This is a genomic window from Lentiprolixibacter sp. (genome assembly GCF_982873095.1).
In genome coordinates, this window is the sequence record NZ_CEYNTP010000067.1 from 1 (window position 1) to 12,331 (window position 12,331).

The following is a 12,331-nucleotide window of genomic DNA, read 5'->3' on the forward strand; positions in this document are numbered from 1 at the left end:
TTACCCGGCCAGACGGTAAGGAATACATCAACAGGATTACCTGGACGGCCAATACAGATGGTACAGTCCGGCAATTATGGGAAGTGTTGCACGAGGAAGAAGTCGTTCAGGTAGCTTTTGACGGCTACTACGAACCCGTATATGAGTCCGGAGAATAGGATTGGATGTGGTTGAAAAAGAAATCCCGGCATTTGCCAGGATTTCAAAACTAACTAACTCAAAAAATACTAACTCAAATAATTGCTGTAAAGTTCTTTTATGTTCTTTATACCCAGGTTAACTGAATATTAGCTGATTGTAATCTTTTGTACTTACTATCCCAACGCGGCTAAAATGGAATTATTGTTCACTGCGTATAAGAAAATACTGATTAAAGTTACAAATCTTGTGTGTTCCCTACAAATTCAGGCGGGCGCCTGCCTCCTGATTATCAATTTCCTATGGTCTTAGGTGTAGTGTTCCGAAATTATTTTTGCGGTCGCATCGTGCGACTTGAAGACGTCAAACGTCTTCCCCTGTGTTCGTAATGCCCCCAGGGTATTGGCATACTGGGCAGCCTTTACAGGGTCCTTAAAGCGCGAAAATCCAAAAGCAAGGCCTCCGGCAAATGAGTCCCCGCATCCTGTCGTATCCACCACGTGCTTCATGAATACAGAATTGATGAATTCTTTCTTAATCTTTCCCTCATGCTTGTAGTACAGCACACACCCCCTGGAATCCAGCGTAACGTAGAAATAGGTAACACCATGCTCCAGCACATGGGCGGCCATGTCGTTGAGGTGTTCCGTGCTTTCTTCATCATACCCCGTCATTTCCTCAGCCTCATATTCATTTTTAAACCAACACACCTGGGACTCCTCCAGGTTCATTTTCAGTACGTCTATATAAGGCAACCATTCGTCCATGTCTACCCAGAACTTCCTATGTCTTTCTCCTGAAATACTCATGGTTGAGGTAGGGCCATGAGCGTCATAGATGATGAGGCCTTTTCCCTTTTTCTTCAGATATTTCAGCGTGCTGAGGGAAATTTCAAAATCAGTGATAGGAACAAAAACGTAGGCATCCGCATCCAGAATACCTGAGACATCTTCCGGTCGGATGGGCTTCATGCAGGCCGTTTGCTTCTCCAGACGATTGTTCTGGTCCAGAAAACGCAATTCTATAACAGTCCCCCGGTCATCTGCATCACTGATAAATTGGGTGTCTATATTCGCATATGGAGCAAAGACCTCCATAATGCCTTGGTAATCTTTCTGGTGCACATGGGATACAGGAACAACCATACCTTCATCCCCCAGCAATTTGGACAAGGCGATTACGGGGTGGGTAACACAGCCGTATTTCTGTATCATCTCGTCCTTATAGGTGTAAATGGTATCCCTTGGAATGGGGCCCAGGACTGCAATCTTCGTCATATGTATTGGGTTCAGGTTTGATCCATGCAGGGCAATGCCCTCAGCGTGGTATAATTTATAAAAAGTTAAGCAGATTTCGTAGCCTTACCCTCCTTTGCTAGGAAAAGATTACGGTTTTGTTGTTGTAGACCATCGTCTTTCGGGCGAGGTGGAGTTTCACGGCCCGGGAAAGGACGATCTTTTCAAGGTCGCGACCCTTGGCAATGAAATCACGCACGGTATGTACATGAGAAACGGTGGTGACGTCCTGTTCTATGATAGGGCCTGCATCCAGTTCCTCGGTAACATAGTGGCTGGTTGCTCCGATGATCTTCACTCCCCTTTCAAAAGCCGCATGGTAGGGTTTAGCCCCAGCAAAAGCCGGTAAAAACGAATGATGGATGTTTATTATTCCATGGGGAAAGGCATCTATAAGCTTAGGGGTTACGATTTGCATATAGCGCGCCAGTACAATAAGGTCTACCTCATGGGTTTTCAGGAGGTCCAGCTGCTGCTCTTCTGCCAATCCCTTGTTTTCCCTGTTCACCGGAATATGGTGATAGGGGATCTCAAACTGCTCGGCAATTGGGCGTAGGGTGTCGTGGTTACTGATTATAAAAGGGATGTCCACTTCCAGTTCCCCTGACCTAAACCGACTTAGCAAATCGTAAAGGCAATGGTTGTACTTGGAAACAAAAATGGCCATTCGCGGTTTAATACCTTCCTGGTACAGTTCCCATTCCATACGGTAGCGTTCCTGCAAATGGGAGCGTACTTCTTCTTTGAGTCGCGCAAGCTGCGGAGGATGGGTTTCAAATTCACACTCCAGCCGCATAAAGAAAATCCCTGCTTCCTGGTCCACATGCTGGTCCAGATAGAGGATGTTCCCTCCCCGTTCGTGGAAGAATCGGGTCACGGTACTGATAATACCTGACTGATCGGGGCAGTGGATGAGTAAAGTTGCTTTCAAAACGCCGTGTTTACAGGGTAAAATTAGCATATTCAGCTACCTGCTCCAGTCCCCTTCTGATTTTTACAAAATTCTAACTATAACGAATTATTTTTTGCATTTTCCGTAAATTGCACCTTCAAAACGGTCTATTTTTTAACGATGGAGCAAGCAAAACCGTATTCCCCTGAAAATAAGGTCAGAATTGTAACCGCAGCCTCACTTTTTGACGGCCATGATGCGGCAATTAACATTATGAGGCGCATCATTCAGGCCACTGGGGTGGAGGTCATCCACCTGGGACATGATCGCAGCGTGGCAGAAGTAGTGGATTGCGCTATACAGGAAGATGCCAACGCCATCGCGATGACCTCCTACCAGGGGGGGCATAATGAGTATTTCCGTTACATGCATGACCTGCTGAAGGAAAAAGGAGCCGGTCACATCAGGATCTTTGGTGGGGGAGGAGGCGTGATTTTACCTGAGGAGATCAAATCCCTGATGGAATATGGTATCGCCCGCATCTATTCTCCGGACGACGGCAGGGAAATGGGGCTTCAGGGAATGATCAACGATTTGGTTTCTCAATCGGATTTTCCAGTGCCCCCGCTTCAGCTTCCCGAAAAAACTACCTTAAAAAAAGCCCTTGAGCAAAAGGATCACAAGGTTCTGGCCCGGCTCATCAGCCTTGCTGAAAACAGGCCGGAAGAATTTCAGCAGTATGCAGACAGCCTGGGCAAAAAGAATAAGCAGGTACCCGTACTGGGAATTACAGGTACCGGGGGTGCGGGTAAATCCAGTCTGGTAGACGAACTGGTACGCAGGTTCTTAACCGATTTTCCGGAAAAGCACATTGCACTGATTTCTGTTGATCCATCCAAACGCAAGACCGGTGGGGCCCTGCTAGGAGATCGCATCAGGATGAATGCGATCAACGATGACCGGGTATATATGCGCTCTCTGGCCACACGGCAGTCCAATCTGGCCCTGTCCAAACATGTGAACGAAGCCCTGAATATCCTTAAGGCTGCTGCTTTTGACCTTATTATCCTGGAGACTTCCGGAATTGGTCAGTCAGATACTGAAATCATTGAACACAGCGATGTGTCTCTCTATGTAATGACCCCGGAATTCGGAGCGGCTACCCAGTTGGAGAAGATTGACATGCTGGATTTTGCGGACCTGGTTGCCATCAACAAGTTTGATAAACGGGGAGCACTGGATGCCCTCCGCGATGTTAGAAAACAATACACCCGGAACCACAATCTGTGGGAAGCCGATCCTGAAAGCCTGCCCGTATTCGGGACCATGGCGTCTCAGTTTAACGATCCGGGGATGAATAAGCTTTACAGTGAAGTAATAAGCACCCTTAATGAGAAAGCGGGAGCCCGGTTAAAATCTGGAGTCCTGGAAGTGGATGAGGAGGCAGAGAAAACGTTTATTATTCCCCCTGCGCGTACACGCTACCTTTCCGAAATTTCTGAACTCAACAGGAACTACAACCAACGGGCAGCGGAACAAAGCGAGGTTGCAGAGCGCTTATACGGGATATATCAAACCCTGCTAACCGTTTCGGGGATTTCTGAAAATGGGGACTTCGGCAAGTACATCAATGACAAAGGGATTGATGAAGATGGCATCAAAAAGGCGGCATCCAAAGAAATTGATCCCGGGTTTTTCACCCGTTTAACTGAGGAATTTCAGGCCGAATTAAAGAACCTGAATCCCTACAATTGGGAAACCCTGGTGAACTGGGGGACATTACGGGAACGTTACCGGAAACCAGAGTATGTGTATCAGGTCCGGGGCAAGGACATTGAGATTCCAACACATACCACATCTCTATCACAGCTCGAAATACCCAAAGTTGCCCTTCCCAGGTACAGGTCCTGGGGCGAGGTGCTGCAATGGACCCTGACCGAAAATGTGCCGGGAGCCTTCCCGTATACCGCCGGGCTTTATCCCTTCAAACGCACGGGAGAAGACCCAACACGGATGTTTGCAGGGGAGGGAGGTCCGGAACGCACCAACCGGCGCTTTCACTATGTGAGCCTGGATATGCCTGCAAAAAGACTGTCTACAGCTTTTGATTCCGTAACCCTGTATGGACATGACCCGGACAGACGGCCCGATATTTATGGCAAGATCGGGAATGCGGGAGTATCTATCTGTTGCCTGGACGATGCTAAAAAATTGTATTCGGGCTTTGATTTGTCGGACCCGCTAACTTCTGTGAGTATGACCATCAACGGTCCGGCCCCCATGTTATTGGCATTCTTTATGAACGCTGCTATCGACCAGAATTGTGAGAAATATATCAAGGCCGAGGGCCTTGGGTCAGAGGTGCAGAAGAAAATTGACCAGATCTACGCAAAAAAGGGGGTCGAGCGACCCGTTTACCAGGGAGATTTGCCAGAGGGAAATGATGGTTTAGGCCTGATGTTGCTCGGCGTAACAGGAGATCAGGTCCTCCCGGAAGAGGTCTATGCCCGTATCAAAAAAGAAACCCTCTCCCAGGTGCGGGGAACCGTTCAGGCGGATATCCTTAAAGAAGACCAGGCACAGAATACCTGCATTTTTTCTACGGAGTTTGCCCTTCGGTTGATGGGGGATGTACAGGAGTATTTTATTGACCACAAAGTGCGGAACTTCTATTCCGTATCGATCTCCGGGTATCACATTGCGGAGGCGGGGGCCAACCCCATATCCCAGTTGGCGTTCACCTTGTCTAATGGTTTCACCTATGTGGAATATTACCTCAGTCGTGGGATGGATATCAACCGGTTCGGCCCCAACCTGTCCTTCTTCTTCAGCAATGGAATTGATCCGGAATATGCAGTGATCGGGCGGGTTGCAAGAAGGATTTGGGCAAAAGCCATGAAGGAAAAATACGGGGCGGATCCAAGGGCTCAGATGCTCAAATACCACATACAGACCTCCGGCAGGAGTTTGCATGCCCAGGAAATAGACTTTAATGATATCCGTACAACACTGCAGGCATTATATGCTATCTATGACAACTGCAACTCCTTGCATACCAATGCCTATGATGAAGCCATTACGACGCCTACGGAGGAATCCGTAAGGAGGGCCATGGCGATACAGTTGATCATCAACAAGGAGCTGGGGCTGGCCAAGAATGAGAATCCCTTACAGGGTGCGTTCATTATAGAAGAGCTGACAGACCTGGTGGAAGAAGCTGTTTTAATGGAATTTGACCGTATTACTGAACGCGGGGGTGTCCTGGGTGCCATGGAAACCATGTACCAGCGCTCCAAAATTCAGGAAGAAAGCCTGTACTATGAAACGCTGAAACATACGGGAGCTTATCCCATAGTAGGGGTTAATACCTTTTTGAGTTCCAAAGGATCGCCCACGATTTTACCCAATGAAGTGATAAGGGCAACAGAAAAAGAAAAAAAGGAACAGTTAAAAACGCTGGGTAACCTGTGGAAAAGGAATAGCGCGATTTCGGGCGAGGCCTTGAATTCCCTTCGACACGCTGCAACTCATAACGAAAATACCTTTGAACGTTTGATGGAGGTCGCCAAGTATTGCTCGCTGGGACAAATCACCCAGGCCTTGTTTGAAGTTGGGGGGCAGTACCGGAGGAATATGTAATTACTGGTAAACTAGTGGGATGGGTGTTTAGTACCCCAGGTAGTCCTGGTAGCCCCATTGTCCTTCATCCCCGTAGGTCTCCAGGGATTTTCTCCATTTTTTAAAGGCCTTCTGGAAGCTTTTTACTTCTTTCCTAAGCAGGTTCAGGTATTCCTGTTCCTTTACCCCATCGTGTTCCAGTCCGTTGGTATACCCCTGGATGTTCTTGATCATCACAGAGATGAACCGCGCCGTACGAAACCGTACAACCGGATTACTTGATTCCTCGGCCCGTGCAATTTGTTGGGGGATGAGGATGGCATCTGTTAGCAGGGAGTCGGCAATTATATCCCGAAGGCTGTTAGACTGATACAGTTTTAACAGGTCTTTGTTGTGGGTTACATAGGAAGCAATGGCCCTGCTCATTTCACAGAGATCCAAAGCCTTGCGGTATAAAATAGGTGGGGTCATAGCAAAACTTCCTCTAAGCAATTCTTATATAACTAAAATTACATTCATATTTAATAAGAATACCTTTGAATATAAATGGATTTATTATTTTCGGTTTAAATAAGAAAAAAATAAACAAATAATACTTTGGAAAATAAGATTGATAAGCTGAACAGGAAAATACTACAGCATCTACAGGAAAATTCAAGGAAGTCATTTGCCAGTATTGGGAGGGATGTAGGGCTTACGCCCCCGGCAGTAGCAGAGCGGGTTAAGAAAATGGAGGACCTTGGTATTTTGGAGGGCTACAGGGCGCGTGTCAATCATCTGAAGCTGGGATATCAGCTTCGTGCCATAGTAACGATCAGGGCATTTATGGGCAAGTTAAAACCATTCCTGGCCATGGTCACGTCCATGAAAGAAGTGGTGAACTGTTACAGGATTACAGGAAACGAGAATATTATTATGGAGGTGGTGCTACAGGACCAATTACATCTCGAAAAATTTATTGATCAACTGATCCAGTATGGGGAAACCCGTACACACATCATCCTCTCAGATATTATCTCAGACGCCCCTATAAACGGAACTACCTTGCGTTGAGACTAGAGGAAAAATCAGATAGCGTGCTGGTACAGAGAACTGTTTGAATTGAAGAAAGCGCCCTGTTCTTTAAAAAGAATGGGCTCTGATTTGTTTTTATAAAATTTTGGCCGGATTTTTGATTACCTTAAAGCTATGAAGAGATCATTATTACTGGCCTGCTTCTTCCTGTTTTTGGCTCCAGTTGTAAAGGCCCAACAGGATACCCTTGTACTTAAAAAGGGAATTGTTCTGGATTCCCTTCAAGTCCGTGATTCCATTGCCGAAACATTTGCTTTATACCTGCCTACAGACTTTGATGCCTCCAGGCCCTGGCCTGTTCTATTTGTTATGGACATGAAGGGTAAAGGTAAAGAAGCACTGAGCAAGTTCGCCAGTGCCGCTGAGAAACACCAGTATTTACTGGCCGCCTCCAATAACCTTAGGGACACCCTGCCGATATCTGATAATGTTCTAATCGTTAATCGCTTGATCAATTCCATGTTCACCCTGTTCCCCGTGCACAAGGAACGCATCTATACGGCAGGATTTGAAAGTGGCGGTAAAATGGCCAGTATTGCCCCGATATTTATCAGGCGAATCGATGGGGTGATAGCCGTGCATGCTGCCTTTCCCAATTGGGAAATTCTGGGCAACCAGAACAAATTTCAATTCGTAGGGGTTGTGGGCCGAGAAGATTACAACTATCATGCGATGCGCAGACAAAAGGGGGTCTGGAACCGACTAAAATACCCCAATGATCTTTTGATGCATGATGGTAAAGGCTGGCCGAGACCGGAATTACTCGAACGGGCTATAGAACGCCTTTCTCTTTTTGCCATGAAGAAAGGGACCCTGAAGAACGATTCGTCACAGGTTGCAGCATCCTTTGCAGCGGAATATGAGGAATTCCAGCAGCAACTGGGGTACAAACGCGAATTAGAAGCCAGTGAGCAGTTGGCTTCCATGCTAAATGCATACAAAGGTTTAATCGATACCGATAGCCTGGTAAAACGCAATCGTATCCTGAAAAGGGAAAAACGCTACAGGGCCCAATCACGGGAAGCGAGTAACCTGCGAAACAAGGACTCCCTTATTCGTGATGAATATGAATTCAACCTGCTGCAGGATCTGGACAATCTGAATTACAACAACCTGGGCTGGTGGAATTACCAAATGACAAAGCTGCGGAAGTACCAGGAGAAGCCAAGTTTTCGTGAAAAACAGCTTGGAGTGCGACTTATTGGTTATCTCAATGCCCTGGTAGAAGACAATATAGACATAGAACAGGCACAACCCACGGTTGATGAAGAAGCAGTGAGTTTGCTCTGGATGATCAAGACCATTACTGACCCAACGGATTTCTCCTACTATTTGAAAATTATTTCTGACAGTGCGAAATATGAGGATTTTGGTACCGCTCTGTTCTATCTGGAGGAACTTCTCAAACAGGGCTACACAGATAAAGAAGCGATCTACGCCCTGGAGCACACTGCACTGCTCCGGATCACACCAGAATTCAACGAGCTTATCGGGAAGTACCTCAATTCCCCCAGGTACAAACTCAATGAAGAATGAGCTAAGACAGCTCCTGGTGTTCAATCATTTTTCCGCAATGCCGTATTTTAGCAGCCAATTGTAGGACTATGCGAATAGGTACTGGATTATTAGCGCTTTTACTCCTCCTGGGGATAGGCTCCTGCCGGGAGGCCAAACGCTATCACGATGAACGTCCCCAACAGAAAATTTGGGCGACCAATGCCCTTAAGGAAATCGACAGTTTCCAGCAAAAGTTAAACGCTGATTTTCAGGATCCTGAGACATCTCCTTTACCAGACCGGTACAGGAAGGATTTCGACGGACTGGATTTCTTTCTGCCAGACACTAACTTCCGCGTTTGGGCACAATTGGAATATACCCCGGATGCCGTTCCTTTCATGATGCCAACCACTACTGACCGAACCTCTGAAGAGGTCGTCTTTGCTATTGCTCATTTTAGCCTGCAGGGGAAAAAATTTGAACTGCAGCTGTATCGGAACCAGGAACTATTGGCTGATCCGGAACTTGATGATTATCTGTTTTTGCCCTTCCTTGACAAGACTAACGGGGAGGAGACCTATGAAGGAGGACGGTATATTGACCTCAGCATCCCGGATGGGGATTCCATTTTGATCGACTTCAATAAGGCCTACAATCCCTATTGCGTCTACAATAAAAAGTATTCCTGCCCTATTGTGCCCAAGGTTAATTCCCTGAGCATCCCTGTACGTGCCGGGATGAAAGCTTTTCGTCCCAGAAAATAGGAAAGCCCCGAAAAATTTCGGGGCCCTCCAGGTTAACTAAACTGAACAAAACCAAACTAAAATTTTATCTAGAACGAGTAGATGGCTGCTATTAGAAAGGAACTTAAACTTCCTGTCGGCGCCAGGTCACTATCTATAAACGCGTCTTCTGAAGCGCTGTCCAGGCGGATCTCAGGTTTGATGATCAGGTCGCCCACGGTGGCACTTCCCGTAAGTGTCAGGGCGATAACGCTGGCATCTCCGTCTGCGTCAGCCGCCCCGATGGCTCCCAAATTGGTTTCCTGGAAATATTCTCCCCTCAAGCCGATGGTGAAATTTTCAGAGGTGGCATACTGGGGATACAGCGCAACCCCTGCAAAACTTACATCTGCATCGCTGTTGTCAAAATAGGCTGCATTGATGCCCAGGTAAAAATCTTCCGTTACATCAAATCCTCCGGTATAATCTATTTCAGTGCCCCCCTGGCTATATAAGAAGTTGAGGTACTGCCCGGAATAACCTAGTTGTGCACCAACCGCATAGTCTCCGGTAGGGTTGAACTCCGTCAGGTCCGTTGGGTTCATGACCGCTACCATCGCACTCCAGTCATTCCCCAGGTCAAAATCAGCACGCAGACCAGTATGGCTGAATGGTCCGTAACTAAAGAGGTAGGAGGTGCTGTAATTAAAGTTGGCTGCTGGTGAAATTACTTCATAGCCGAGGAAGGTATTGAAGTTTCCAAAGGTTAGGGTAACACTTTCGCTAACATTCCAGTACACGTATAATTGGTTGACGATGTCGCCCGTTGCCGAGTACATGGGAGAGGCAAAAATAGCGTCTGTTCCCCTCGGTCCAAAGACCAGGTCCGCTACAAACCCCACCTTTTCCCCTTCATAGGTAGCGATCACATTGGCCATCCCCAGGGAGAACCCCGGGAGGTTGGCAAATGAACTTCCGGGAGCAATGGCATTTTCGTCATTGGGGGCCGACAAGTTGGCGCGGTAGTAAGCGTCTACGGTACCACTAAGGCTGAACTTTTTGTCAGCGGTTTCTTCCTGGGATATTCCAAATTCTGAAATGAAAATCATAGCCAAAAAGAGCAATTTTTTTCCGTTATTTGTATTGATAATCGTTTTCATATTCAATGTTTTAGAGCTCCACTACTGTGGAGGTTTTTAATGTGTCAAATTGATATTGGTAAATGGTTATTTACGGAGCGTTCTGCCAAACGCTCCGTTTTTTTATTAATGTTGGTTCATTCTGAAGTCAGCATAGGCATCCATTCCATGCTCGTGGATGTCCAGGCCTTCGAGTTCTTCCTCTTTAGATACCCGGATCCCCACTGTCTTCTTCAGGACGATCACGATGATAAAAGCAGTCAGGCAGCAGAAGGCTGCGGCCGCTGCCACACCTGCAAGCTGATACAGGAACTGCGTACCTCCGGCCTTGGCTCCAAAAATCCCCACGGCCAGGGTGCCCCAGATGCCACAGATCAGGTGTACGGTTACCGCGCCAACAGGGTCATCCAGCCTGATCCTGTCTATCAGGGATACGCCCAATGGGATGATTAAACCGGCTACGAATCCAATGACTACTGCCTCGTTGGGCGACATCAGGTCGGCTCCGGCTGTAATCCCCACAAGGCCCCCGAGAATACCATTCAGGAACATGGTCAGGTCCAGGTTTTTGGTTAATAGTGTAGAGAGTAAGATGGCTCCAACACCCCCAGCGGCGGCTGCAAGGCTGGTCGTTACCAGCACCAGGGATGTATTCGTGGGATCCGCCGAAAGGACAGACCCTCCATTAAAGCCAAACCAGCCCAACCACAGGATCAATACGCCTGCTGTTGCCATGGGAATATTATGTCCCGGGATGGCCCTGGGCTTCCCGTCGTCTCCGAATTTCCCGATACGGGAACCCAGTAGTGAGATAGTGATCAAAGCACCCCATCCCCCAACGGAGTGGACCAGTGTTGAGCCCGCAAAATCGTAGAATCCTTCGTCCCCGCCAAGTGTAGAGAGGAAACCACCTCCCCATTGCCAGGAGCCAACGATAGGGTAGACCAGGCCTACGTAAAGGATAACGAATATCATGAAGGGGCCGATTTTAATACGTTCTGCTACGGCACCGGAAACAATGGTAGCTGCGGTGGCGGCAAACATGCCCTGAAAAAGGAAATCTGTCCACCAGGTATATCCCCCATCGGCATAATCAGGTGTCATTCCATTTTCGGGCGCGTCGATCCCAAAACCGGCAAAATCGAGGATTCCCAGTGACCCCTCTTCAAATCCGGGATACATCAGGTTAAACCCCCCTATATAATACATCAGTAAGCCTACTGTAATAATGAATATATTTTTAAATAGGATATTGATGGTGTTCTTTTGTCTGGTAAGGCCAATCTCAAGAAAGGCGAATCCGGTATGCATAAAAAATACCAGTGCGGTACATAACATCATCCAGACGTTATTGGCTGTAAATAATCCTGCTTCCATATTTTTTCTGAATTAGTTGATTGGTGAATTTGGTTAGTTGATTCCGGCGTGACCGCTTTCTTTGGTTCGGATCCGGTAAGCTTCGAGCACATCGGAGACGAAGATCTTTCCATCGCCCACATTGCCTGTGTATGCAGATTCCAGTACGGTATTTACCGTTCTTTCCAGAAACTCATCAGACACAACGATCTCCAGATAGCGACGTTGGATGTCTGTTGTACTGTATGAGATCCCGCGATATACATGCCCTTGTTTTTCATTGCCCACTCCGGTTACATCCCAGTAACTGAAGAAGTTTACGTCAATTTCATGCAATGCTTTCTTTACATCGTCAAATTTTGACTTACGAATAATTGCTTCTACTTTTTTCATTAGTTTAATTTGTTAATTCCTGGCCAAATATATAAGTATTGATATAATACCCTTAAAAAAAACAGGGTACAGCACTCATTTTTATGATATAATAAATAAATACCCCCTTTAATTAGGGGGTGTCTACTTATTAACATCGTATTTTAATGAAATATCTATTTAAGAATCCTGACAGCAGCTGTTCTTTGCGATCGCATAGCAATGGCG

General features: G+C 46.9%; 10 protein-coding genes. 4 read left to right on the forward strand and 6 right to left on the reverse strand.

Annotated features, from left to right (window positions below; all coding sequences use genetic code 11):
* Positions 1–446 precede the first annotated feature (446 nt).
* Entirely contained in the window at positions 447–1,415 is a 969-nt protein-coding gene (locus AC4E7D_RS05915; protein WP_490172891.1) for a carbohydrate kinase family protein, read from the reverse strand.
* A 97-nt stretch (positions 1,416–1,512) separates the two neighbouring features.
* Positions 1,513–2,364, reverse strand: coding sequence for a formyltetrahydrofolate deformylase (gene purU / locus AC4E7D_RS05920; protein WP_490172892.1), 852 nt, complete (start codon positions 2,362–2,364; stop codon positions 1,513–1,515).
* A gap of 141 nt (positions 2,365–2,505) precedes the next feature.
* On the opposite strand from purU, the gene AC4E7D_RS05925 reads away from it, so the two are divergent.
* A complete protein-coding gene (locus AC4E7D_RS05925; RefSeq protein ID WP_490172893.1) occupies positions 2,506–5,964 on the forward strand; it encodes a methylmalonyl-CoA mutase family protein in 3,459 nt (1,152 codons plus the stop codon).
* A gap of 27 nt (positions 5,965–5,991) precedes the next feature.
* Here the strand turns inward: AC4E7D_RS05925 and AC4E7D_RS05930 are convergent, their stop codons facing one another.
* Complete coding sequence (locus AC4E7D_RS05930; RefSeq protein ID WP_490172894.1) at positions 5,992–6,384, reverse strand: hypothetical protein; 393 nt, start codon at positions 6,382–6,384, stop codon at positions 5,992–5,994.
* Positions 6,385–6,540: 156 nt separating this feature from the next.
* On the opposite strand from AC4E7D_RS05930, the gene AC4E7D_RS05935 reads away from it, so the two are divergent.
* The 3 genes from AC4E7D_RS05935 (at position 6,541) to AC4E7D_RS05945 (ending at position 9,278) form a co-directional block, all read left to right on the forward strand.
* Complete coding sequence (locus AC4E7D_RS05935) at positions 6,541–6,996, forward strand: Lrp/AsnC family transcriptional regulator (RefSeq protein ID WP_490172895.1); 456 nt, start codon at positions 6,541–6,543, stop codon at positions 6,994–6,996.
* A 135-nt stretch (positions 6,997–7,131) separates the two neighbouring features.
* Complete coding sequence (locus AC4E7D_RS05940) at positions 7,132–8,553, forward strand: alpha/beta hydrolase (protein ID WP_490172896.1); 1,422 nt, start codon at positions 7,132–7,134, stop codon at positions 8,551–8,553.
* A gap of 68 nt (positions 8,554–8,621) precedes the next feature.
* Positions 8,622–9,278 carry a DUF1684 domain-containing protein gene (locus AC4E7D_RS05945; RefSeq protein WP_490172897.1) on the forward strand — a complete coding sequence of 219 codons (657 nt, stop codon included), beginning with the start codon at positions 8,622–8,624 and terminating at the stop codon, positions 9,276–9,278.
* 68 nt (positions 9,279–9,346) lie between these two features.
* Here AC4E7D_RS05945 and AC4E7D_RS05950 read toward each other — a convergent pair whose 3' ends face one another.
* The 3 genes from AC4E7D_RS05950 to AC4E7D_RS05960 all read right to left on the reverse strand — a co-directional run bounded on the left by AC4E7D_RS05950 (position 9,347) and on the right by AC4E7D_RS05960 (position 12,124).
* Positions 9,347–10,396 carry a porin gene (locus tag AC4E7D_RS05950; protein WP_490172898.1) on the reverse strand — a complete coding sequence of 350 codons (1,050 nt, stop codon included), beginning with the start codon at positions 10,394–10,396 and terminating at the stop codon, positions 9,347–9,349.
* A gap of 105 nt (positions 10,397–10,501) precedes the next feature.
* Positions 10,502–11,752, reverse strand: a complete 1,251-nt coding sequence (locus AC4E7D_RS05955) for an ammonium transporter (RefSeq protein ID WP_490172899.1) — start codon at positions 11,750–11,752, stop codon at positions 10,502–10,504.
* A 33-nt stretch (positions 11,753–11,785) separates the two neighbouring features.
* Positions 11,786–12,124, reverse strand: a complete 339-nt coding sequence (locus AC4E7D_RS05960; RefSeq protein WP_490172900.1) for a P-II family nitrogen regulator — start codon at positions 12,122–12,124, stop codon at positions 11,786–11,788.
* Positions 12,125–12,331 lie beyond the last annotated feature (207 nt).

Bases quoted from the DNA above. Each gene is read 5' to 3' on its own strand.
- AC4E7D_RS05915 (WP_490172891.1), bottom strand. From the start codon at position 1,415: ATGACGAAGATTGCAGTCCTGGGCCCCATTCCAAGGGATACCATTTAC.
- AC4E7D_RS05925 (WP_490172893.1), top strand. From the start codon at position 2,506: ATGGAGCAAGCAAAACCGTATTCCCCTGAAAATAAGGTCAGAATTGTA.
- AC4E7D_RS05940 (WP_490172896.1), top strand. From the start codon at position 7,132: ATGAAGAGATCATTATTACTGGCCTGCTTCTTCCTGTTTTTGGCTCCA.
- AC4E7D_RS05945 (WP_490172897.1), top strand. From the start codon at position 8,622: ATGCGAATAGGTACTGGATTATTAGCGCTTTTACTCCTCCTGGGGATA.
- AC4E7D_RS05950 (WP_490172898.1), bottom strand. From the start codon at position 10,396: ATGAAAACGATTATCAATACAAATAACGGAAAAAAATTGCTCTTTTTG.
- AC4E7D_RS05955 (WP_490172899.1), bottom strand. From the start codon at position 11,752: ATGGAAGCAGGATTATTTACAGCCAATAACGTCTGGATGATGTTATGT.
- AC4E7D_RS05960 (WP_490172900.1), bottom strand. From the start codon at position 12,124: ATGAAAAAAGTAGAAGCAATTATTCGTAAGTCAAAATTTGACGATGTA.